The organism is Alistipes shahii WAL 8301, from assembly GCF_025145845.1.
Taxonomy (GTDB): Bacteria; Bacteroidota; Bacteroidia; order Bacteroidales; family Rikenellaceae; genus Alistipes; species Alistipes shahii.
This window is the reverse complement of the sequence record NZ_CP102253.1, coordinates 1,634,329-1,658,261: the sequence shown is the minus strand read 5'-3', so window position 1 is coordinate 1,658,261 and position 23,933 is coordinate 1,634,329. Positions and strand designations below refer to the sequence as shown.

Genomic DNA, 23,933 nt, shown 5'->3' with positions numbered 1-23,933 from the left:
GTTGTAAATGATGTGTATAACGCAAAGATAGTTATTTTGAAGTTTGATTGATCCGCGACGTCCGTTTTTTAGCGTCTCCTGTGCGACTTTTTTGTATATTTGCGAAACTGCACTGCATAATTAAGCGAATCCACGATGAAAAAATCTGTTCTGATCCGTGCGGCCCTGGTCTGTCTGCTGGCCGTTCCGGCGGCGGGGCAAGTCCCCGCAGGCCCGCAAGAGAAGATGCCGTTCGACGGCGAGGTCCGGGTCGGCCGGCTCGACAACGGGATGACCTACTACATCCGGCATTACGACAATCCCCGGCAGCGGGCGGATTTCTTCATCGCCCACGACGTAGGCGCCCTGCAGGAGGAGGACGATCAGAACGGCCTGGCCCATTTCCTCGAACACATGGCCTTCAACGGAACGAAGCACTTTCCCGGAAAGGGCATTCTCAACTACCTTGCGGCCAATGGAGTGCGCTTCGGATACAACGTCAATGCCTACACCTCGCGCGACCGCACGGTCTACAATGTTTCCAACGTGCCGCTGGTGCGCGAGGGACTGGTGGACTCGCTGCTGCTGATCCTGCACGACTGGTCCTATTACATCGCCTGCGAACCCGGGGAGATCGAGTCGGAGCGGGGCGTGATCCGCGAGGAGTGGCGGCGCGGCAACGACGCCCGCTCGCGCATGGCCCGCAAGTCGGCCGAGGTCGAGTACGACGGGTCGAAATACGCCCGGCGCGACGTGATCGGCGACATGGAGATCGTCAACAGCTTCGGGCGGCAGACGCTCATCGACTTCTACCATAAATGGTATCGTCCCGATTTGCAGGCGGTGATCGTCGTCGGCGACGTGGATGTGGACGCGATGGAGCGGAAGATCCGCGACGTGATGTCGTCGATCCCGAAGGCCGAAAATCCCGCCCGGAAGGAGGTCTACGACATTCCGCAGCGCGACAAGCCCCGCTACGGACTGGTGACCGATCCCGAAACCAAGGCCGTGGCCGTGAAGCTGATCTTCTACCAGCCCTACCCGTCGGAGGAGGAGCGTGCGACGGTGGGCGCCGTGAGCGACGAACTGGCGCGCAAGGTCTTTCTCGAAATGGCGCGCGCCCGGCTGGCCGAGGCGGAGAAACGCCCCGACGCCCGTTACAAACGCGTGGTGGCCGTTCTCGGGAGCCTCGCCACATGCCGGAACACCTTCATGCTGACGGCCCTGCCCAAGGAGCACGATATGCGCGAGGCGTTGGCCGGGGTGCTGACCGACGTGGAGCAGATCCGACGCTACGGTTTCAGCCGCGAGGAGTTCGAGGCCGCACGTGCCAAGGTGGCGCGGAGCGAGAAAGCCGCGCTCGAAAAGTACCGGCTCGCCACGAACACCGACCTGGCCGGGCGGTATGTGGAGCATTTCACGCGCAATGTGCCCTACGTGACGCCCGACGACCGGACGCGGATCGTCGGCGAGCAGCTCGATGCCCTGACCTGCGAGGAGGTGAACGGCCTGCGTGCCGGCATGACCTCGCCGGAGGGGATGCTCGTGCTCGTGTCGTCGTCCGAGGAGCATCTGGACAAGGTCCCTTCGGAGGCGGAGGCCTTCGACCTGATCGACTCGGTGAAGCGTGCGAAGATCGCCCGTCCCGAGCGCCGCGGGAAGTCCGCCGGACCGCTCTTTACGGAGAAGGTGACGCCCGGAAAGGTCGTCAGGACCCGCAAGGCGCCTCTCGGGGCCGAGGAGTGGACGCTCTCGAACGGCGTGAAGGTCTTCTGGCGCACCGTTCCCGAGGTGATCGGCGTCCGCAAGGTCGGGGTGACGGCGGTCAGCGAGGGCGGCTTCGCCCGCGACAGCGATGTGGAGGGCATGCACCTGCTTCAGAACTACATTCGCACGATGGGCGTGAAGGACCTCGACCGCGCCGGGATGCGCGACCTGCTTTTCGCCCACGACGCCAGTCTGATGGTGACGCTGGGGCGGACTGAAAGCGTCTTCTCGGGAGCGTCCGGCGTGGCCGACTTCGAACTGCTGCTGCAACTGCTGCATCTCTATATCACCCGTCCCAACTTCTCGGAGCAGGCCTACGGCGACTATCTCGACCTGGCCCGCGCGTCGCTCGGAAAGGAGAAGTCGCCCAAGGCGCTTTTCGCCGAGCGCGCCGACAGCGTAAAATACGGCGGCCATCCGTGGCTGCGGCGGGCGACGCCCGCGACGCTCGACCGTTTCGACCGCGAGGCGGCCCGCAGGCTCTATGACAAGCTCTTCGGCAACGTCGCCGACTTTGTCTTTTTCTTTGCGGGCGAGATGCCGGCCGCCGAGGCGCGGCCGCTCGTCGAGAAATACATCGGCTCGCTGCCCGCGGCCCCGAAGCGGAAATTCGCGAAGACGGATTTCAGGATCGTTCCCGGAGCGGCGGAATACGACGCGGTCGTCCCGGGCGCCGTGACGCCCAAATCGTCGATCGAACGCATCTACCACGGCCGGTTCGACTATACTCCGGAGAACTACGCCGCGCTGCGTTACGTCACCTACATCCTTGGCGCACGCTATTTGACGACGGTGCGCGAGGAGAAGGGCGGAACCTATTATGTCGGCGTGCATGACGAGGTCAGCGCCCGTCCCCGCGGCTACTGTCAGCTGGTGGTGAGCTTCGACACCGACCCCAAACTGTGTGAAATGCTGTTGGGCGAGGTGCAGAAGGGCATCGAACGTCTGGCCGCCGAGGCTCCCTCGGAGCAGGAGGTGAACGAGGCGATGCTCTATTTCCGGAAAGTCAACGCCGAAAGCCGGTCGAAGAACCTGAAATCCACCTCCTACTGGCTCAACAAGATGCGTGCGGAGTATTTCGACGGCGTGGATCTGGATAAGGACAACGAGGCGCTGTTCACGGCCGTGACGCCCGCCGAGGTGCGCCGCCTGGCGCGTGAAATCCTCGCCCAGGGCAACCGCTATACGGCGGTCTTCACGCAGGAGTGACGCGGGGCAACCCGCTTCCCGAAACGAAACCCGGGCGGCCTCGATGGGCCGCCCGGGTTTTTCGTGCGTGTCGCCGCGCGCTATTTGCGCGAGACCTTCAGGGCGAAGCCTCCTCCGGGAGCCATCTTCACCGTCAGCTTCCGGTCGGCGGGAATTTCGACCGACTCGCGTTTGTAGTCGCGGGCCGCCTTGTCGGCGTTGACGCCGTCGCGGAACAGTTCGGCGGTGTAGGCGCCCTCGCCCAGGAAGCCGAGGTCTATGGTCAGGGTACGGGCGTTCCAGTCGGTCATGCCGCCGACGTACCAGGTGTCGCCCTTGCGGCGTGCGATGGAGACGTACTCCCCGACGCGGCCGTCGAGACCCACGGTCTCATCCCAAGTCGTCGGGACGGAGGCGATGAACTCCGTGCATTCCGGCTCGCGCATGTAGTTCGACGGCGAGTCGCACAGCATGTTGAACGGCGATTCGAAGATCACGTATTCGGCCAGCTGGCGGCAGCGCGTGCCCTGGCTCATGGCCTCGGAGCCTACGGCGCGGAAGTTCCGGCGCGTGGCGTTGCGCATGGCGCCCTGCGTGTAGTCCATCGGTCCGGCGAGCATGCGGATGAAGGGGATCGTCACGTCGTAGGTCACCATGTCGGTCTTCTCGCTGGTCCACTTCATCTGCTCCAGCCCGAAGACGCCCTCGAAGTTGAGCACGTTGGGATAGGTGCGCTGGATTCCCGCGGGCTTGTGGTAGCCGTGCATGTCGAGGAACAGGCGGTATTTGGCGGCCGTTTCCGCGAGGCGGTAGGTGAAATCGGCGATCTTCTGGTCGTCGCGGTCGAGGAAATCGACCTTGAAGCCCTTAATCCCCATCTCCGAGTAATGCTTGCAGACGCGTTCGAGGTCGCGTTCCGTGGCATAGAAACCGGCCCAGAGGACGATGCCCACGCCGCGCTCCTTGCCGTAGGCGACCAGTTCGGGCAGGTCGATTTCGGGGACGACCTGGAAAAGGTCGGCCTTTTTGTTCACGGCCCAGCCTTCGTCGAGGATGACGTATTCGATGCCGTGGTCGGCGGCGAAGTCGATGTAGTATTTATAGGTTTCGTTGTTGATTCCCGACTTGAAGTCCACGCCGTAGAGGTTCCAGGTGTTCCACCAGTCCCAGGCCACCTTGCCGGGTTTGATCCACGAGACGTCCTCCACGCGCGAGGGTGCGGCGAGACGGTAGACCATGTCGTTGTCGGCCAGCTGGATGTCGCGTCCGGCGATGGCGAAGACGCGCCACGGGAAGGTGCGGGTCCCCGAGGTGCGGGCGATGAAGTCTTCGCGCTCGGTCACCAGCAGTTGCAGTTCGTTGTGGCCTCCCTGCACCTCCTTGGCCGGATAGGGCGCGAAGTTGCCCCGGAGGGCCTTGCCGCCCGTGGGGTTGTAGAGGTACATGCCCGGATAGTCTTCCAGGTCGGCCTCGGTGATGACGATTTTCGCCGTTCCGGCGTCTGCCAGGATCGGCAGGAAAGCCAGACGGTTGTCGGCGACCTTCGAGACGGGCTGGGTTGAGTAGGTGCTCTCGAAACTGTTGAAGTAGTAGCGGGCCAGCCCGGATTCCTTCTTGCCGTCGCGGGCGTAGGGGACCAGCGTCGTGAAGTCCTCCGGGAAACGGATGTCTACCAGCTCGTCCGTAACGGTGATTTCGTCCTTCATCGAGGTGCGGAACCGGTAGGCCGCGCCGTCGTCGTAGGCCCGGAAGTCGATGCCGTAATCCCCTTTGAACGTAAGCGTCAGCGAGTTGTATCGGTCCTCGACGGCGCTGCGCTTGTAAAAGGGCGCTTCGATGATTTCGTCGACGCTTTTTGCCGACGCCTTGCGCACCGAGGCTTTGCGGCCGAGCACGCGCCCGTCGGCGAGCGTGAGCGAAAGGGGCGAGGGGGCGATCAGCTCTTTGCCGTCGCGCGAAATGGAGTAGGTGACGGCGTCGGCGCCGACATCCACGCGTACGGCGATTTTCCCGTCGGGGGATTTCAGATCGTAGGTTTTGGCAGCGGAAATTCCGGTCCCGGCACTGAATAGCAGAAGTGTCAGAAGTAGTTTTTTCATAATGGATTATTGGGTTTGGGCTACGAAAATAGTGAAAAAAACGCGAAAACCGGCGTTTCGGGCGGAAAATCGGTTACTTTCCCTGCAATGCGTCCATCACGGCGTTGCTCTGGCGGCGGAAAAGACGCAGGTTGTAGGTGAACTGGAACGACACGTAGCGGCCGACGGCCAGGTTCGTCACGTTGCGCAGCGTCGTTCCCGACACCGTGCGGCGGAAGGTCGTGCCGTTCTGGTCGAGAATGTCGTTCACTCCGACGCTGGCTTCGCCCAGGCAGTTGCGGAAGAGCTTGACACCGAGCATCGCGTTGCAGATCAGCCGCTCTTCGAGGAACGTGTCCGTGATCCCCCGGTAGTAGTTGTAGTCGGCGTTGGCGCGCAGGACGAGGCGTTTCCAGAGGACGAACGTCGTCTCGGCTTTCGCCGTCTGACTGAAATAGGTGTTGTCGAGCGTGCGCACCTCGGAGGAACTCCGGCTTACGTTGTAGCGGCCCGTGTAGCTCAGGCGGAAGTCCACCGCTTCCGAGATGTTGCTGCCGAGCGTCAGTCCGGCATTGTAGACGTTGTTGTTCAGAAAGTTGCGTTCGCCGTTGATGATGCTCGGGATGCGGCCCGTCGAGATGCCCGCCCGGAAATTGAGGTTCGAGCGCAGCCACCGGACCGGCATGCCGTAGTTGACGCTGGCGCGCAGGCTCCAAAGTCCCGCGAGGTTGACCGGCTTGGTGTACTGGTTGCCTTCGCCCAGTTTGGTCCCTTCGTCGTCGATCACGAAATCCGGCGAGTCGATCACCAGCGAGTCGGTGATGGTGTTGGGGCTGGCCGTCGCTTCCGCCGAGACGGTGAAGGTGCGCCCTTTGGCGGGATTCGCCCGGATGTACTGGCCCGAAAGGCGGTGGGTGTAGACCGGGTCGAGACCGGGGTTTCCGGCGAAGACGTTTTGGCGGTTGGTGGTGTTGACGATGTCCTGCAAGTCGGTGGCGCGGGGATTCGACGTGCGTCCCGAAGCGTTGAACTTCAGGGTGTTGTTGCGGTTTACGTTGATGTTGGCCACCACGCTGTATGTCAGGTTGTCGAACGACGTCTCGGTCTTCCGCGCATAGGGAAAGGCGTAGTCGCTGCTGAAGGCGGCGTGCTGGTAGTGGAGCGTTCCGGCGATCTTCGTCTTTTTGAAATAATACTGGTACGTACTGCCGATGCGGTGGGTCAGGTAGGCGTAGTCGTATTCGGTGGACTGCCTGGGGTTGCGCTCGTCCGGAAAGACGTTCTCTTTGGTGAGCACGAACGTATTGCGTTCGACGCTGTTGTCGGTGTAGTTGATGCGGTATTCGAAGCTCAGGCGCGAGCGTTTCGAGAGCGAACGGGTGTAGCTCACGTTGCCGTTCACGTCGTAGCCCGGCTGGTCGCGGTCGGTGCGCGTGATGTTGCGCGAAGAGTAGTCCGACGTGTCGCACTCGATGTTGTCCGGGTCGCGGAAGGTGTACTGCCGCGGGCGGCTCAGCTGTTCGTAGCTGCGGTAGGTTCCCCCGGCTCCGACGGTCAGGTTGTGCGACTTGGCGCCCGGCAGGCGGTAGCGGTAGAGCAGGTGGTTCGAGACGTTGTAACCGTCGCTGTTGTTGTGGCCGAAGTTGCGGCGGCGGTAGACGAAGCGGATGTCGTCGTCGGAGAACTTGTTGTCGGTGCGGCTCCGCAGTTCGTTGCGGGAGTTGTTGTCCTGCAGGCTGAACGAGGTGCGCATCATCACCGAATGGCGGTCCGAGAACTTGTAGTCGATGCGCGAGTTGAAGCGGTGGTTGAGGTTGAGCGTCTTCGAGCGGTTCTCGTCGTTGTAGAGCACCAGTTTGTCCGTCGAAGTGAAGGTCTGCCGGTCGCTTTGGCTGGTGTTGCGGTTGTCGGTGCGGTTGAAGAAGTAGCTGGCCGTGACCTTTCCCTTCGCGCCCCAGTCGTCGCTGTAATTGACGCCGATGGCCTGCACCGTCGAGATGCCGTCCAGCGGGCGGACCATGAAGCTGCTGTTCGGGCTTTTCCGGCCCGACCGGTCCGTCGTGCCGAGAATGTCCTCGAACGAGAAGTTCTGGCGGCTGATGTTGTTCGCCAGGCCGATCACCGAGATGCGGCGGTCGTTGTCGAAAATGTTGACATTGCCGCCCCCGATGTACTTGTCCGCAATGCCGTAGGCGCCGTAGAGGCGGCCGAAGGCGCCCCGCCGCTTGTCGGGAAGCGTCACGATGTTGAGCGACGTGTGCCCTTCGCCGGTGTCGACGCCCGTGAACTCCGACTGGTCGCTCTGCGAGTTGTAGATGTCGATGCTCTCGATCATGTCGGCCGGAATGTTGCGGATGGCCGACATCACGTCGTTGCCGAAGAACTCGCGTCCGTCGACGTAGATTCGCTGCACGGTGCGCCCCTGGGCTTCGATGCCGCCGTCGGCGACCTCCAGTCCGGGCATCTTCGAGATCAGCGATTCGGCGTCGGCGCCGAACGAGACCTTATAGGCCGAGGCGCGGTAGGAGAGCGTGTCGCCGCGCACCGACGAACGGAGCGCCGGGGCTTCGACGGTCACCTGGTCGATGGCTTCGGCGCGGGGCGCGAGCCACAGCGAATCGAGCCGGACGGTTGCCGTGCCGACCCGCAGGTCGCGGCGCAGCGAGTCGTAACCGAGCGAGGTGACGGTGAGGCGGTAGTCCCCGTGCGGCACGCGGGGGAACGTTCCGCGTCCGTCGATGTCCGAAGTGGTGTAGAGGGGCGCCGCCGCGGTGTCGGTGCGGCTGCGCAGCTCGGCCACGGCGCCCACGACGGCCTCGCGTGTCGCCCGGTCGGCGACGCGGAAACGCACCGCTGCGGACTGTGCCGCAGCGGTCGCGGCGCAGAGCAGAAATTGCAGGAGCAGCAGCGTTTTTCCCGGGTTCATCGGATTAAAGAGGAATTCAGCCGTTAAAGATAGCGGTTTTGATCTTTCGGTCCCTCTTTTTAGGGGATATTTGTGCCATATTGGGACGCCGTCCGACAAATTTTGGCCATAAAATGGTCCCGATTGCCTTGTCGTTTGCGTATATTTGTCAAAATAATTGCGGATCCCGGTCCGTTTCACTCGTAAATCTGGGAACCTTAACATGAAGAACAAGGATATTTTCACCTTCCGCGATGCGGAGAAACAGGCGGGTCCGGTCGCCTTTTCGACGATGCTCAAGCCGGCCGGTTCGGTGTGCAACCTCGACTGCCACTATTGCTACTACCTGGACAAGGCCGTGCAGTACGGCGGCCGGCAGGCCGTGATGAGCGACGAGCTGCTGGAACTTTACGTGAAACAATATATCGAGGCCAACGAGGTTCCGACGGTGCAGTTCTGCTGGCACGGCGGCGAGCCGCTGCTGCTGGGGGTGGATTTCTACCGGAAGGCGATGGACTTCCAGCAAAAATACGCCGATGGCAAGAAGATCGAGAACATCCTCCAGACCAACGGCACGCTGGTCGACGAGGCGTGGTGCGACCTCTTTGCCGGGAACAATTTTCTGGTGGGGATTTCGCTCGACGGGCCGCAGGACATTCACGACGCGTTCCGCCTGACGAAGGGCGGCCGGCCCACTTTCGAGCGGGTGATGCGGACGATCGAAATGTTCCAGCGCAGCGGCGTGGAGTACAATACGCTGAGCGTGGTGAACCGTCTGTGCGAGGGGCGTGGCGGGGAGATCTACCGCTTCTTCCGCGACACGGTGCACAGCCGGTACATGCAGTTCCTGCCTGCCGTGGAGCATGTCGTCGACAAGCCCGGGTTCCACCGCCCGCTGATCGTCTCGCCCGACCGCGAGGGGGCGCGGCTGGCCGAATGGTCGGTGACGGCCAAGGGTTACGGGGAGTTCCTGTGCGACGTGTTCGACGTGTGGGTGGTGAGCGATGTGGGGCGTACGTTCGTGCAGATGTTCGACGCGACGCTGGCCCAGTGGTGCGGCGTGCCCCCGGGCGTCTGCTCGATGGGCGAGACGTGCGGCGACGCGCTGGTCGTCGAGCACAACGGCGACGTCTATTCGTGCGACCACTTCGTCTATCCCGAATACAAGTTGGGCAACATCCGCGAAACGCCGTTGTCGGAGATCTACCGTTCGCGCAAACGGGTGGATTTCGGCCTTGCCAAGCGCAATGCGCTGCCCGCCGAATGCCTGCGGTGCAAATACTATTTCGCCTGCCGGGGCGAATGTCCGAAGCACCGCTTCGAGACCGGTTCCGACGGCTGCCGCAAGAACTCGCTCTGCGAGGGATTGCAGCATTGGTTCCGCCATTCGGAACCCTACATGGAGTACATGCGCGACATGCTGGCGCGCGAGCAGTCCCCGGCGTGGGTCATGCCCTTCGCCCGCAAGCGCATGGGGCTGGAGTAGCGTCTTACCCGGTTTTTCCCGTTTTTTGCGTTTCAGGAGCGCCCGCACGAGCGGCACGGCCGATGCGGGGGGGGTGAGCCATCCCGCGACCGAACGCGCGTCGGCGACCCTTTCGGCGTAGGTTTGGGCCGCCGGGAGCGTTTCGTGCGCCGTGCGGGCCGCGGGGCCGGCCGGGACTTCTGCGGCGGAATGGGCCTGAAAACAGAGGAGGCGCCGCATTGCTGCGACACCTCCGTACGTGCAGGTCCTGTAAGCCGGGTTCTGTTCCCGGGGCGAACCCCGGGCCCCTGTCATTTATCTAGGACGGCAGTCTCCTGCCGCCTCAAGCAACCTACCCCCCGGCATCGGGCGAGCAACCCTTGATTGCCGGTATACACGGTCTTGCAACCCACGGGACGTACTGCCGGGCGACATTGCTGCCCCCGCGGTGGGCTCTTACCCCGCCTTTTCACCCTTACCCGCCGGAATTCCGAAAATCCCCTGCGGGCGGTCGTTTTCTGTTACGCTGCCACAACCTCACGGCTGTCAGGTCATTAGCCTGCGTGGCGCTCTGCGTTGCCCGGACTTTCCTCTCCCGGCTTGCGGCCGGCAGCGACAGAGCGGACCTGCGGGACAAAGGTAGGGAATTAAAAATTAAGAATTAAAAATTAAGAATTAAAAATGCAGTAACCGCTGATCTCTCTCTAATTTTTAATTCTTAATTCTTCATTTTTAATTCCTTATAGTATCTTCTTCACCCACCGGAACCCCTTGTAGGGCGGGTAGCGCAGCGGCAGGTCGGGCCGCGCCGGAGACTCGACCACGCCGCGGCGGAGGGAGAAGGCGTCGAAGCTGTCGTGGCCGTGGTAGCGGCCCATGCCCGAGTTGCCCACGCCGCCGAACGGCAGGCGGTCGTTGGCGATCTGCATGATCGTGTCGTTGATGCACGCGCCGCCCGAGGAGGTATGCAGCAGGACTTCGCGGCCCGTCTTTTCGGGTCCGAAGTAGTAAAGCGCCAGCGGTTTTTCGCGGTCGTTGATCAGCGCCACGGCTTCGCCGATGTCGTCGAAGGGGAGCATCGGCAGGACCGGACCGAAGATCTCCTCCTGCATCACGGGCGCGCCGGGGTCGACCTCCGCGAGCAGCGTCGGCTCGATATAGCGGTCGGAGGGGTCGGTGCGGCCCCCGACAAGGATTTTCCCCTGCGCGAGATAACTCGTTACGCGCCCGAAAGCCCGGTCGTTGACCAGCCGACCGTAGTGGGGGCTTTGCTGCGCGTCGTCGCCGTGAAGCCGATGCAGGGCGCGGGCGAAGGCTCGGGAGAACTCGTCTTGCAGCGATCGGTGGATCAGCAGGTAGTCGGGTGCGATGCAGGTCTGCCCGGCGTTGAGGGTCTTGCCCCAGGCGATGCGGCGCGCCGCGACCTCGATGTCGGCGCCTCGGTCCACGATCGAGGGGCTTTTGCCGCCCAGTTCCAGCACGACGGGCGTGAGGTTGCGGGCCGCGGCGGTCATCACGATCCGTCCCAGCGCGGGGCTTCCCGTGAAGAAAATCAGGTCCCAGCGCATGTCGAACAGCTGCGTGTTCACCTCCCGGTCGCCCTGCACGACGGCGACGTACTCCTCGTCGAAGATCTCGGCGATCATCCCCTCGAGCGCCTCGGCGACGTTCGGGGTGTAGGGAGAGGGTTTGAGCAGGGCGGTGCAGCCCGCCGAGATGGCTCCGACCAGCGGGTTGAGCAGCAGCTGCACGGGGTAGTTCCACGGCGCGACGATCAGCGCCTGCCCGAGCGGCTGGGAGACGATCCGGCTTTTCGCGGGCAGGAGTTTGAGCGGCGTGGGGCGCGGCGCGGGGCGCATCCATCTGCCGAGGTGGCGCAGGTGGCTGCGGATTTCGCCCCGGACGATGCTGATTTCGGTGAGGAACGCCTCCTCGGGGGATTTGTGCAGGTCCGTCCACAGGGCGTCGCAGAGGCGTTTCTCCCAGTTCGCGAGCGCCGCGTCCAGACGCCGGAGCATCGTGCGGCGGAACGCCTCGGAGAGCGTCGCTCCCGAGCGGAAGTAGGTTTTCTGGGCCGCCGCGAGGGCCGAAATGCGTGCGGCAGGGGTGTTTTCGAGGGACATGGGCCGTTATTCTGGGGTTGTGACGGAACCTTGCAAAGCCGCTGCCACACTCCGCGGCGCGGCTATTTCTCGCGGAAGATGTTCAGGTGCGCCAGCAGCGGGTTGCGGCGGTCGAGTACGACGAATTCCAACAGCAGCAGGACCAGCGCCGCGATGAGCAGGTATTGGTACTGCTCGTTGAACTCCTCGAAGCGGACCGTCGAAAGTTCGGTCTGCTCCATCTCGTTGATCGCCTTGACGATCTCGTCGAGACCGATCGACTGCTTCGACGAGCGGACGTAGGCGCCGCCCGTGATGTCGGCGATTCGGGCCAGCATCTCCTCGTTGAGCTTTGAGACGACCATTTCGCCCGCCTCGTCCTTGATGAATTCGCCGCCGATCTGAATCGGGGCGCCTTCGGGCGTGCCGATGCCGATGGTGAAGATCTTCACGCCCATCTGTGCGGCGCGTTCGGCGACGGCGATGGCGTCGTCGTCGTGGTTCTCGCCGTCGGTGATGAGGATGATGACGCGGCCGTGGCTCTGCTCCGTGTCGCCCGAGAAGGCCAGCAGGGCCTGTTCCAGCGCCTTGCCGATGGCCGTGCCCTGCACCGATACCAGCGACGGGTCGATCCGCCGTGCGAAGGCCCGGGCCATGCGGTAGTCCGAGGTGATCGGCAGCTGGACCTTGGGTTCGCCCGCGAAGACGACCAGTCCCACGCGGTCCTGCTGCAACCCCTCGAAGAGTTTGCCGATGGCGTATTTGGTCCGTTCGAGACGGTTGGGTTCGAAATCTTCGGCCAGCATCGAGTTCGAAACGTCGACCGTGAGCATCATTTCGATGCCCTGGGCTTTCTCCTCGCGGAGCTTCGAACCGAACTGCGGGCGCGCCGCAGCCAGTATGACCAGCGCGACGGCGGCGCAGAAAAGGATGAACCGGAGAGCCGTGCGCCCGGTCGATACTTCGGGCATCAGCTCCTCCAGAATGCCGGGGCGGCCGAAGCGTGCGAGCCGTCTGCGGCGGTTGCGGGCCGCCAGCCAGTAGAGCGCGACGAGCGCCGGGACGGCCAGCAGCAGCCAGAGATATTGCGGATTTGCGAAACGGAACATAATTAATGCGGACCCTGCGGATTGTATCCTGTTTTTTGCCCATATTCAACCCGCCGGGTCTGCATTAGGGCACTTGCAGTGCCCGTTGAATATCGACATTTCCTCCTGAATCCTCCCCTTGGCAAAGGGAGGACTTTGCCCGGGGACCGGAATCGCCGTTCCGTCAGGGTATTCGCTTCAGTACGAGGTTCGAAAGCAGGAACTCGGTGAACAGCAGTCCCAGCGCGGCCAGCGCCCATGTGAGGAACAGTTCGTGGTAGGAGATGTGCTCCATCACCTCGATCTTGCTCTTTTCGAGCTGGTTGATCTCGTCGTAGACGGCCTTCAGCTTCTCCTTGTCCGTGGCCCGGAAGTAGCGGCCGCCGGTCATGTCGGAGATCGCCTTCAGTACCTTTTCGTCGATCTCGACCTTCTGGTTGACGAACGTCAGGTTGCCGAACATGTCGATGGCCGGATAGGGGGCCATGCCCTCCGTGCCCACGCCGATCGTGTAGACGCGGATGCCCTGCGCCTTGGCAATCTCGGCGGCGGTCATCGGCGCGATCTGGCCCTGGTTGTTCACGCCGTCGGTCAGCAGGATGATGACTTTCGACTTGGCATCGCTCTCGCGCAGGCGGTTGATCGCCGTGGCCAATCCGTTGCCGATGGCCGTGCCGTCCTCGATCAGTCCGCTGCGGATGCGGGCCAGAAGGGTTTGCAGCGTGCTCTGGTCGGTGGTCAGCGGGCTTTGCGTGAAGGCTTCGCCGGCGAAGGCCACCAGTCCGATGCGGTCGCCGTAGCGGTCGGCGATGAACGATCCGGCCACCTCCTTGGCGGCCGTGATGCGGTCGGGCTTGAAGTCGCGGGCCAGCATCGAACCGGAGACGTCGATGGCCAGCATGATGTCGATGCCCTCGGTGTTGGTGCGGACGTTCTGTTCGACGTCCTGCGGGCGCGCCAGCGCCACGACGAGCAGCGCGAAGGCCGCCGCACGCAGCGCGAAAGGCAGGTGGCGCAGGTAGTAGCGCACGGTCCGGGGTGCGCGCACGACGCCGGCGACGCTCGAAATCTGGATCGAGGCTCCGCCCTGCAACGTCCGCCAAACGTAATAGCCGATCATCGGCACGAGCAGCGTCAGCAGCCAGAGATAATATGGTGAAGCAAAATGCATAGCTTACACAATTAAAAATTAAGAATGAAAAATTAAAAATTATTTTGTCTCTTTCATTGTTTTCAGGATACTTGCAAGAATATTCGTCAATTCCCGGCAATCGGTAAAAATACTTTTAAATTCGTTCTCCGCCAGGTAGTCCGTGCTGTATAACAATTCCAACCAATATTCGGTTTCATACGCTTCCTTTAATGCAATGTGCATTTTTGCGATGAAATTCTCTTTCGATTGTCCTCCGATTGCTTCCCGGACGTTTGCTCCGATACTCGTTCCGCTTTTAAGCAGCTGTTTCGAAAGTATGTACTCGTTATTCGTTTCGGAAATATGCTTATACAGCCGGACAATCCGGATTGCAAAATCGAGGCTCTTGTCCTTTATGGTGTTATCGGCCTTCAATTTTTAATTCTTAATTTTTCGTTTTTAATTAAAAAACTACCAGTTTTTCTTTCCGCGGACGACCACGCCCTGTTTCTCCTTGAGTTTCTCCTGGGTCTTGTCCTCCTGGGCCTGGATGGCGTCGAGCATCTGCTGCTGTTCCTGCGGCGAGATGCCCGAAGGCGTCGGCTGCCCCTGCTGGTCGCCCTGGTCCTCCTTGTCGCCCTTGCCCTCCTGCGGGTTCTGTTTCTGATCGCCCTGCTGGTCCTTGGGGTCGCCCTTTTGGTCCTTCTGATCGCCTTTCTGATCGGGGTTCTGCTGACTCTGATCGTTCTGGTTCTGATCCTTGTTCTGGTCTTGGTTCTGGTCCTTGTTCTGATCTCCGCCGCCACCGCCGCCGTCCTTGTTCTCGTCGAGCAGCCGCTTGGTGTAGGCGTAGTTGTACTTGGCCTCCATGTCCGAGGGGTTCAGGCGCAGCGACTGCTTGTAGCTTTCGAGCGCCTCCTGATACTTCTGTTGCTTGAACTGCGCGTTGCCGAGGTTGTAGAACGCTTCGGCGCGCTCCGTGTCCGCGCGCAGCGAGTCCGCCGCGGCCTGCTGCATGGTCTGCTCGGCACGGTCGAACCGTTCGGCCTTGTAGAGGGCGTTTCCGAGGTTGTAGATCGCTTCGAACTGTCCCGGAGCCGCTTGCAGGGCCTGCTCGTAACGGCCGGCCGACTGCTCGTAGTTGCCCTTGTTGTACTGCCGGTTGCCTTTGCGCACCAGCGAGCGTTCGGGCAGCTGTTGGGCCTGCACCCCGGAGGCGGCAAAGAGAAACAGAATGATATAGAGTGACTTGTACATCGTTGTCGCGTTTAGTTTTGCTTCGGGGACTCTTCCTCGGCGGGAGCCTCCTCCTCGACGGGTTTCGTCTCCTCGACGAAGTAGTACGCCTTGAGGTAGTCGGCCTCGTTCTGCTCGGCCTCGGGCGTCGCCTTGGCGAACTTCACCAGGTCGGCGTCGCGCAGGATCGCCGTCAGGTCCATCCGCGCCTTGTCGGGCAGCTCCTCCGGGCGCATCGTCTCGATGATCTCGTCGGAGGTCATCTCCATGGCGCCGAAGCCCCAGCGGGCGGCGATATAGGTGCGCAGGATGTCCGTAAGGCCCGAATAGTACTGCTTATGCCTGTTGTTCTGCCACAGTTTCTGGTTGTGGAGCGCTTCGAGGGCCTGGATGGCCGCCACGTGCGGCGGGAGCGGCGGAGCGGGTTTGAACAGGTCGCCGAAACCCTTGCCGCGGCTGGCGAGGTAACGCTTGAGCGCATAGCCCGCCGCGAGCAGCATCAGGAGGAAGAAAACGCCCCACTTGACGTAGCCGCTCACCTCGCGGAAGCGGAACGGCAGGTTTTTCTGGGCTTTCAGGTCGTAGATCGACTGCGACGTGGAGTCGATCTGGAACGTCGCAACCTCCAGATAGACCGAATCGGTGCTCCGGAGCGTGTCGAGGATGTTCTTGTCGGCGTAGAGCACCTGCGCCGCGCCGAGGTTGTATTTGCCCTCGTCGAATGCGGCCAGCCGGTAGCGCTTGCGCAGTTTGAGCCGCCGGCCGTCGCGTTCGAGCGTGTCGACCGGGCAGTTCTCGACCAGCTCGATCTTGCCGTCGCGGGGGTCGAATACGGGGAATTCCACGACCTGCACCAGATCCTTCTCCACGTCGATGACGTAATCGAAGCGGTCGCCGATCATAATGCTGTCGGGTTCTACGCGCGCCGTGACCGTGGGCGTCTCCTGCGCCCGGGCCGCGAGTCCCGCGAAAAGAAGCGCTATTGCAAAGAGTCGTTTCATCGCTGTTTGAACAGTTTTATCAATTCGGCCACATAGTCGCCGTCGGTCGAGATCATCGCCGTGTCGATGCGGTTGTGCTTGAGCGTCGCCTCTATTTCGCCGCTGCGCCGCTGCCACGAGGCGGCATAGTGGTCGCGCACGGCCCGCGACGAGGTGTCGACCCAGACCTTGCGGCCGCTCTCGGCGTCCTTCAGCTCGACGATGCCCACGTCGGGAAGCTCCGTCTCGCGGGGATCGTAGACGCGGATGCCCACCAGGTCGTGCTTGCTCCCGGCGATCTTCAGCGCGTCGTCCAGCGCCGACTTGTCGCCGGTCGAGTCCATGAAGTCCGAGAGGATGAAGGTCGTGCAGCGCTTCTTGTTGACATTCGTCAGGAAACGCACCGGCTCCGAGAGTTTCGTGCCCGCGGATTCGGGGCGGAAGCCGATCAGTTCGCGGATGATCATCAGAATATGGCTGCGGCCCTTCTTCGGGGGGATGAACTTTTCGATCCGGTCCGAAAAGAAGATGCAGCCCACCTTGTCGTTGTTCTGCGCGGCGGAGAAGGCCAGCACGGCGGCGATTTCGGTGATGATGTTCTTTTTCAGCCGGTCGGTCGAACCGAACATGCGCGAGGCCGACACGTCGACCAGCAGCATCATCGTCAGTTCGCGTTCCTCCTCGTAGACCTTGATGTGGGGTTTGCGCGAGCGGGCCGTGACGTTCCAGTCGATGTCCCGCACGTCGTCGCCCGCACGGTACTCCCGCACTTCGGAAAACGACATGCCCCGCCCGCGGAAAGCCGTATGGTACTTTCCGGCGAAGATCTCGTTGGAAAGACCGCGGGTCTTGATCTCGATCTTGCGGACGCGTTTGAGAATATCGTTCTCGGTTTCCTGCATCGTTAGGGTACGATTACGTTGTTGAGAATGTCGGTGATGATCTCCTCGGTGGTGATGTTCTCGGCCTCGGCCTCGTAGGTCAGGCCGATGCGGTGGCGCAGCACGTCGTGGCAGACGGCGCGCACGTCCTCGGGGATGACATAGCCGCGGCGGCGGATGAAGGCGTAAGCCCGGGCGGCCTTGGCCAGCGAGATCGACGCACGGGGCGAACCGCCGTAGGCGATCAGGTTCTGCAACTTCTGGAGGTTGTACTCCGCCGGCTCGCGCGTGGCGAAGATGATGTCGATGATGTATTTCTCGATCTTTTCGTCCATGTAGACGTCCTCGACCACCTTGCGGGCCTTGACGATGTCCTCGGGGGTGATGACCTTGCCCACCTCGGGCATGCCGGCGCCCGAGAGGTTCATGCGCACGATGTCGCGCTCCTCCTGCTTCTTGGGGTAGGAGATCTTGGCCTTGAGCATGAAACGGTCGACCTGCGCCTCGGGCAGCGGGTAGGTTCCCTCCTGCTCCAGGGGGTTCTGCGTGGCCAGCACGAGGAACGGCTGCGGCAGGGGATAGGTGTTGTCGCCGATGGTCACCTGACGCTCCTGCATGGCTTCCAGCAGCGCCGACTGCACTTTGGCCGGGGAGCGGTTGATCTCGTCCGCCAGTACGAAGTTGGCGAAGATCGGACCCTTGCGTACGACGAAATCCTCGTTCTTCTGCGAGTAGATCAGCGTGCCGATCAGGTCGGCGGGCAGCAGGTCGGGGGTGAACTGTATGCGCGAGAAACAGGCGTCGACAGCCTTGGCGAGCGTGGTGATGGCCAGCGTCTTGGCCAGTCCCGGGACGCCTTCCAGAAGGATGTGTCCGTTGGACAGCAGGCCGATCAGCAGGGTGTCCACCAGGTGGCTCTGGCCCACGATGACCTTTCCCATTTCGTTGCGGAGCGTATCGACGAAAACGGATTCGCGTTCGATGCGCTCGTTGAGTTCTTTGATGTTGATGACTTCGCTCATTGTATTTGTCGTGTTATTCTGTTTGTTTTTTCAATTTTGTTTTTCCAACGTTTTTTCATCGAAATTATTGCAAATTTAATAAAATAAAACCGGTAAAACAGTCCGGTTTCATCGGTTTTTTTCTATCTTGTTATCTGTTAACCCTTAATCCCGATTTTCTATGAGTAATCTCATAAGCAGGAGGGTCGATAAATCTCTCCTTTTGCATTGCAACTGGGGTTGGGATGGAAAGTACGACGGATACTTTGCCGGCAAAGCTTTCGATGCAGTGAAAGGGTGTTATTTGGCAGACGATAACGCTGCCGTTTCGCAGACGCGGGGTGCGAACGCGAAGAATTACACCTGGTGGTTCCGGATCGTTACTTATAATAAACCGTAGCGATTATGAAAAAACTTGTTCTTCTACTGTGTGTTTTGTCGGCTGTCGGTTGCGTCAAATCATATGAGGATTATTACACCCGTTCATTTGTACTTTCATATGGGAATATGAGGGGAATATCCGTTGCTATGACAGATTTCGGATTGGGGTATTCTGTCGATTTTGTTGGCGAGGGCGAATGGGATATAGCTATGAGCGGTAAAAAGAAGGATTTCTATAATCAATTGTGCGAAAAACACAACGATGTATCTTATAATCGTCGGGTTCGGGTTTATTTTTATGATCAGGGACTCAACCCGCGGTGTTTCCGGGATTTCGTCAATCTGGAGGTGTGGAGTTCCGCCGACTGGGATGCCGAACATCCTGCGGGGACGTCGCTCAACGATCTGGCCCGCTTTTCCAGCAATACGCCCTGGCCCTATATTCAGAGCGGCTATACGCAAAAATACCATGAACAACTGAACGGTGAATATTATCCTGTCGATAAATTGATTTCGGAGCTTACGCCGGATGATATGACGCTTTTGCCCAGAGGGGGTTTTTATTTTCGGTTTGTCACCCGGCCGGCGCAGCCCGGAAAGCATACGCTTTTCGTGCGCCTGACAGCCGATGACGGAAAGGTGTTCGAGGCGAGTTGCGACGTGGACTTTCAATAAGCGTGTCGTTGCTGTCGGGGACTGATTTCAGTGTGGGTTTTCATGTCCGCTATTTTGCGGCGCGGCGGTAAAATTTTCCGAAATCGGCGGAACTTTGTCCGAAGGGCGTGCAAAAAAGTATTAACTTTGCGGTCATGGAATCCAAAGAATCGCCGATATTACAAGGTCTGAACCCCGCCCAGCGGGATGCCGTGGTCAATTACGACTCGCCGTCGCTCATCATCGCGGGCGCGGGGTCGGGCAAGACCCGCGTGCTGACCTCGCGCATCGCATACATGATCGAGCAGGGCATTAAGCCCTGGAACATTCTGGCCCTGACCTTTACGAACAAGGCCGCCGAGTCGATGCGCGAACGCATCGCGCAGATGCTGCCCGACAACCGCAGCCGCTATATCCGCATGGGTACGTTCCACTCGGTCTTTTCGCGCATCCTGCGCGAGAACGCCGAAAAGATCGGGTTCACCGATTCGTTCACCATCTACGAACCCAGCGACTGCAAGAACCTGCTGAAGACCATCGTGCGGGAACTGAACCTTCCCGACGAGAAGTACAAGCCCAACGTGCTCTCTTCGCGTATCTCCTATGCCAAGAACTGCCTCGTCACGCCGGGCGCCTATCTGGCCAATTCGACCTGCGCGGCCGAGGACCGGCAGGCCCAGATCCCCGAATTCGGCAACATCTACAACATCTACTGCCAGCGTTGCAAGCGCAACGGCGCGATGGACTTCGATGATCTGCTTTTGCAGACCAACATCCTGTTGAGGGATTGTCCCGACGTGCTGGCCCGCTATCAGGAGCAGTTCCAATACATTCTGGTCGACGAGTATCAGGACACCAACTATGCGCAGTATACGATCATCCGCCGGCTGTCGCAGACCCATTCGAAGGTCTGCGTCGTGGGCGACGACGCGCAGTCGATCTATTCGTTCCGCGGGGCCAAGATCGAGAACATCCTCTCGTTCAAGAAGGATTATCCCTCGGCGATGGTCTTCAAGCTGGAGCAGAACTACCGTTCGACGCAGACGATCGTCGATGCGGCCAACTCGGTGATCGTCCGCAACTCGAAGCGCATGGAGAAGCATTGTTTCTCGGAGGGCGACGTGGGCGACAAAATCCGCATCCTGAAGGCATACACCGACCGCGAGGAGGCCGAAATGGTCGTTACGGACCTGCGCGACAAGGTCCGCGCGGCGGGCGACGAGTGGTCGGAGGCTGTGATTCTCTACCGCACCAACAACCAGTCGGCCGTGCTGGAGGACAACCTCCGCCGCCGGGGCATTCCCTACCGCATCTACAAGGGTTCGTCGTTCTACGACCACAAGGAGATCCGCGACATGATGGCCTATATCCGGCTGGTGATCAATCCCCGCGACGACGAGGCCTTCAAGCGCATCGTCAACTATCCGGCCCGCGGCATCGGCGACACGACCGTGCAGCGTATCGCGGCATTGGCCGCCGAGCGGGGCGTCTCGATGTGGGAGGCGGTCGACGCGCTGGTCGCCGAACCCGTCACGGACCCCGTGCAGCGCACCATCGCCCGCAAGGTGGCGGATTTCGTGGCGATGATCCGCGCGCTGTCGCTGGCGCGCAACGACAAGGGGCTGTACGATTTCGGACTAGAGATCGCCTCGCGGTCGGGCATCATCGCTGCCTACCGCACGGAGAACACCCCCGAGGCCGCTTCGGCGCTGGACAACATCGAGGAGCTGCTGAACTCGATGCAGGAGTTCAAGGAGCGGGTCGACGCCGAAATCCGGGGCGGCGAGCGTCCCGAAGAGGAGGAGGCCACCATCGAGGAGTGGTTGCAGAACATGATGCTGATGACCGACATGGATCAGGACGACCCCGACAGCAAGAACAAGGTGACGCTGATGACGGTCCATTCGGCCAAGGGGCTTGAATATAAGTATGTGTATATCGTGGGTCTGGAAGAAAACCTCTTCCCTTCGCAGCGGGCCGTCGAGTCGCCCGACGGCATCGAGGAGGAGCGGCGCCTGTTCTACGTGGCCCTGACCCGCGCCAAGGTTTCGGCGACGATCTCCTACGCCGAAATGCGTTTCCAGTGGGGAGAGTCGAAGTTTACGCGTCCGAGCTGTTTCCTGCGCGAGATCGACCCCCGGTACATCGAGTCGGACGCCGATTTCGCGGAGACGCGTCCGCAGCGTCGGCCCGGCGACGACGGACCCGCGGCCATCGACGAACTGCGCCGCCGCTTCGACTACCGCTTCCAGCAGAAACAGCAGGGGGGCGGACGTTTCGGAGGCGGCGGAAACGGCGGTTCGGGCGGTTACGGAAGCCGCAGCGGTTCCGGCGGAGGTTTCGGCCGTGCGGCCGACGGCGAGTCGGGTCCCGCGCGTCGTTTCGCGCGGGCTGCGGAGTCCCGGCGTCCGGCGGCGGCTCCCGATCCGGCGCTGGTGCAGACGCCCCGGCCTTCGACCGACGGCATGCGCCGTGTCGGCGTGCGGCAGGCGATGGACGGCGGCCTTTCCTCCGGAAGTGCGGCGGCGGTGAGCGGCGAATACGTCGTGGGACAGCGCGTCGAGCACCCGAAATTCGGCGTGGGCATCGTGCAGCGCATCGAGACGCTGTCCACGGACCACAAACTCGTGGTGGCTTTCGACAATGCGGGCGAAAAGACCCTGCTGGCCAAATTTGCGAAACTGACCAAACTCTGATCGCGATGGAGACGCCGCTCGTATCGGTCTGCATGACCACCTACAACCACGAACCCTATATCGCCGAGGCCATCGAAAGCGTGCTGGCGCAGCAGACCTCGTTCGGAGTCGAACTGGTCGTGGGGGAGGATTGCAGCACGGACCGCACGGCGGCGATCTGCCGCGAATATGCGGCGAAATACCCGGACCGCATCCGGCTGGTGACCTCGCCGGAGAATGTCGGCTGGCGGGCCAACTACCGGCGGACGTTCGAGGCGTGCCGCGGGAAATACGTGGCCTACCTCGACGGCGACGACTGGTGGTGCGATCTCCGGAAATTGCAGATGCAGGCCGACCTGATGGAGTCGGACCCCGGGTGCGGCATGTGCTATACGCGCGCCTCGAACTACTGGCAGGCCTCGGACCGCACGGAACCCGACCACCCGGACCATTACACCGATTTCGGGCGTCTGCTGTGCAGCCTGACCATCGCCAACTGCGCGACGCTGGCCCGCCGGGAGTTGATCGCACGGTATTACGACGAGGTTCGTCCCGCGGAGCATCCCGAGTGGAAGACCGACGACGCCCCGATGTGGCTCTGGTTCTCGGTGCGCAGCCGCATCAGCTATCTGCCCGACATCACGGCCGTCCACCGGCGCCTGCCCGACAGCGTGAGCCACAGCACGGCCTACCGGAAACGGATCGCCTTCTGCGATTCGCTGATGGACATAAGCCTCTGGTTCGACGCCCGCTACGGTGCGGGCCGCAACCGCTTCCGCATTCTCCGGCGGCGCAGTTCGGTGGCTTTGTGGGTCCTTTCGTGGGAAGGTCCGGTCGGGGAATACGTGACGCGCTGGCGGCGCGACGTTGCGGCCTGCCCGCGCCTCGCGCTCTGTCCCGAAGGGCCGGGACTGCTGGTGAAAAAGATTCTTTTCCGACGTAAAAAACAGCATTTATGACGACCAAACAACGTTATGACGGCGTAATCGCCTGGTTTTCGGAGCATATGCCCGTGGCCGAAAGCGAACTGCACTACTCGGACCCTTATCAGCTGCTGGTGGCGGTGATCCTCTCGGCGCAGTGCACCGACAAACGGGTCAACATGACCACCCCGGCGCTGTTCGAAGCCTTTCCCACGCCGTACCACATGGCCCGCGCCACGGCCGAGGAGATTTATCCCTACATCCGGAGCATCTCCTACCCGAACAACAAGGCCAGAAACCTCGCGGGAATGGCCCGGATGCTCTGCGAGGAGTTCGGCGGCGAAGTCCCGAGCGACCTGGAGCAGATGCAGCGTCTGCCCGGCGTGGGCCGCAAGACGGCCAACGTGCTGGGGGCTGTGCTGTGGCAGAAGGAGGTGATGCCGGTCGACACGCACGTTTTCCGCGTCTCGGAGCGCATCGGGCTGACAACCCGTTCGAAAACCCCGTTGCAGACGGAGCTGACCCTCGAAAAGAACATTCCCGGCCATCTGCTGCCTCTGGCCCACCACTGGCTGATCCTCCACGGGCGTTACGTCTGCGTGGCCCGTGCCCCCAAATGCGACGAATGCGGCATTGCGACCTGGTGCCGCAAATACGCCTCCGATCACCGCCAACCTAAAACCTTGAAGATATGATGAAACTCGCTTTCCGCCTTTTGCTGATTCTGCTGCCTCTGGGCGGCATGGCCCAAACGCCGCAGGATTCCCTGCGGGTGCTGTGGGTCGGCAACAGTTTCTCCTATTGCAACGATTTGCCCGGCATGGTGCAGAAGATCGCCTCGACCCAAAAGGTAAAACTCTCCTGCACGCGCTTTCTCAAGGGCGGCGAACGCTTCTCGGGACACCTGAAAAACAAGAAGCTGTTGCAGGCCATTGCCGACGGCGGCTGGGATTACGTCGTCCTGCAGGAGCAGAGCACGGCTCCCGCGATGCCGACCGGACAGGTGGCCCGCGAGGTCTATCCCGCGGCCCGGACGCTCGACAGTCTGGTGCATGCCGCGTCGCCCGACGCCCGGGTGATCTTCTACATGACCTGGGGGCACAAGTACGGCAACCGCAAGCCCGTGGCCGAATACCCGCTTTCGAACGGATACGAGGGGATGCAGGAGCGGCTGAAGACCAGCTACCTCGAAATGGCCTACGACAACGGCGCATGGTGCGCTCCGGTGGGCATGGCGTGGCGCGCGGTGCGCAGCGAGCGTCCCGACTGCATCCTCTACCGGCCCGACTGCTACCATCCCGCGGTTCCGGGCAGCTATCTGGCTGCCAACGTCATTTTCACGACGATCCTCCAGCGTCCCTACCAGACGGCCTTTACCGCGGAGCTTCCGGCCGAGCAGGCCGAATATCTCCAGCGTACGGCCCAGCGAACCGTGCTCGACAACCTCGTGCTGCTGAATATCCGGTAGGCCGGTTGGTTTATCGCCTGTTTTTTTCTA

Annotated in this window: 17 protein-coding genes and 1 other RNA gene; 7 read left to right on the top strand and 11 right to left on the bottom strand. The window is 61.5% G+C overall.

Features of this window, described 5'->3' with window-relative positions; translation table 11 throughout:
* Nucleotides 1–135: 135 nt before the first annotated feature.
* Nucleotides 136–2,955 carry a M16 family metallopeptidase gene (locus tag NQ492_RS07260; RefSeq protein ID WP_015546952.1) on the top strand — a complete coding sequence of 940 codons (2,820 nt, stop codon included), beginning with the start codon at nt 136–138 and terminating at the stop codon, nt 2,953–2,955.
* A gap of 80 nt (nt 2,956–3,035) precedes the next feature.
* Here the strand turns inward: NQ492_RS07260 and NQ492_RS07255 are convergent, their stop codons facing one another.
* Together NQ492_RS07255 and NQ492_RS07250 are read right to left on the bottom strand one after the other, a co-directional pair.
* The gene (locus tag NQ492_RS07255; protein ID WP_015546953.1) at nt 3,036–5,033 is read right to left on the bottom strand and encodes a glycoside hydrolase family 97 protein; all 1,998 of its coding nucleotides are present in this window, start codon (nt 5,031–5,033) and stop codon (nt 3,036–3,038) included.
* A 73-nt stretch (nt 5,034–5,106) separates the two neighbouring features.
* Nucleotides 5,107–7,938 carry an outer membrane beta-barrel protein gene (locus NQ492_RS07250; protein WP_259874020.1) on the bottom strand — a complete coding sequence of 944 codons (2,832 nt, stop codon included), beginning with the start codon at nt 7,936–7,938 and terminating at the stop codon, nt 5,107–5,109.
* Nucleotides 7,939–8,140: 202 nt separating this feature from the next.
* On the opposite strand from NQ492_RS07250, the gene NQ492_RS07245 reads away from it, so the two are divergent.
* Nucleotides 8,141–9,403: an anaerobic sulfatase-maturation protein gene (locus NQ492_RS07245; protein WP_015546954.1), complete on the top strand. Its 1,263-nt coding sequence runs from the start codon at nt 8,141–8,143 to the stop codon at nt 9,401–9,403.
* 234 nt (nt 9,404–9,637) lie between these two features.
* On the opposite strand, the gene rnpB is transcribed toward NQ492_RS07245, so the two are convergent.
* The 9 genes from rnpB to NQ492_RS07200 form a co-directional block, all read right to left on the bottom strand.
* Nucleotides 9,638–10,014, bottom strand: an RNA gene (gene rnpB / locus NQ492_RS07240) — RNase P RNA component class A.
* A gap of 108 nt (nt 10,015–10,122) precedes the next feature.
* Nucleotides 10,123–11,505: an aldehyde dehydrogenase family protein gene (locus NQ492_RS07235; RefSeq protein ID WP_015546955.1), complete on the bottom strand. Its 1,383-nt coding sequence runs from the start codon at nt 11,503–11,505 to the stop codon at nt 10,123–10,125.
* 62 nt (nt 11,506–11,567) lie between these two features.
* A complete protein-coding gene (locus NQ492_RS07230; protein WP_015546956.1) occupies nt 11,568–12,593 on the bottom strand; it encodes a VWA domain-containing protein in 1,026 nt (341 codons plus the stop codon).
* A gap of 163 nt (nt 12,594–12,756) precedes the next feature.
* Nucleotides 12,757–13,743 carry a vWA domain-containing protein gene (locus NQ492_RS07225; protein WP_015546957.1) on the bottom strand — a complete coding sequence of 329 codons (987 nt, stop codon included), beginning with the start codon at nt 13,741–13,743 and terminating at the stop codon, nt 12,757–12,759.
* Between the two features lie 39 nt (nt 13,744–13,782).
* A complete protein-coding gene (locus NQ492_RS07220) occupies nt 13,783–14,139 on the bottom strand; it encodes a four helix bundle protein (RefSeq protein ID WP_044054279.1) in 357 nt (118 codons plus the stop codon).
* 36 nt (nt 14,140–14,175) lie between these two features.
* On the bottom strand, nt 14,176–14,961 hold the full coding sequence (locus NQ492_RS07215) for a tetratricopeptide repeat protein (RefSeq protein ID WP_015546958.1): 786 nt from the start codon (nt 14,959–14,961) through the stop codon (nt 14,176–14,178).
* 11 nt (nt 14,962–14,972) lie between these two features.
* Nucleotides 14,973–15,941, bottom strand: coding sequence for a hypothetical protein (locus tag NQ492_RS07210; protein WP_015546959.1), 969 nt, complete (start codon nt 15,939–15,941; stop codon nt 14,973–14,975).
* Nucleotides 15,938–16,822 carry a DUF58 domain-containing protein gene (locus NQ492_RS07205; protein ID WP_015546960.1) on the bottom strand — a complete coding sequence of 295 codons (885 nt, stop codon included), beginning with the start codon at nt 16,820–16,822 and terminating at the stop codon, nt 15,938–15,940. Before NQ492_RS07205 ends, NQ492_RS07210 begins: the two co-directional genes overlap by 4 nt.
* Nucleotides 16,823–16,824: 2 nt before the next feature.
* Nucleotides 16,825–17,823, bottom strand: coding sequence for an AAA family ATPase (locus NQ492_RS07200; RefSeq protein WP_015546961.1), 999 nt, complete (start codon nt 17,821–17,823; stop codon nt 16,825–16,827).
* 384 nt (nt 17,824–18,207) lie between these two features.
* On the opposite strand from NQ492_RS07200, the gene NQ492_RS07195 reads away from it, so the two are divergent.
* The 5 genes from NQ492_RS07195 (at nt 18,208) to NQ492_RS07175 (ending at nt 23,903) form a co-directional block, all read left to right on the top strand.
* Entirely contained in the window at nt 18,208–18,858 is a 651-nt protein-coding gene (locus NQ492_RS07195) for a hypothetical protein (protein WP_157359467.1), read from the top strand.
* A gap of 134 nt (nt 18,859–18,992) precedes the next feature.
* Complete coding sequence (locus NQ492_RS07190; protein ID WP_149886836.1) at nt 18,993–21,533, top strand: ATP-dependent helicase; 2,541 nt, start codon at nt 18,993–18,995, stop codon at nt 21,531–21,533.
* Nucleotides 21,534–21,538: 5 nt separating this feature from the next.
* Nucleotides 21,539–22,471 carry a glycosyltransferase gene (locus NQ492_RS07185; RefSeq protein WP_015546964.1) on the top strand — a complete coding sequence of 311 codons (933 nt, stop codon included), beginning with the start codon at nt 21,539–21,541 and terminating at the stop codon, nt 22,469–22,471.
* On the top strand, nt 22,468–23,130 hold the full coding sequence (gene nth, locus NQ492_RS07180) for an endonuclease III (RefSeq protein ID WP_015546965.1): 663 nt from the start codon (nt 22,468–22,470) through the stop codon (nt 23,128–23,130). The genes NQ492_RS07185 and nth overlap by 4 nt, the downstream gene beginning before the upstream one ends.
* A complete protein-coding gene (locus tag NQ492_RS07175) occupies nt 23,127–23,903 on the top strand; it encodes a DUF4886 domain-containing protein (RefSeq protein ID WP_015546966.1) in 777 nt (258 codons plus the stop codon). The genes nth and NQ492_RS07175 overlap by 4 nt, the downstream gene beginning before the upstream one ends.
* The last annotated feature ends 30 nt before the right edge of the window (nt 23,904–23,933 follow it).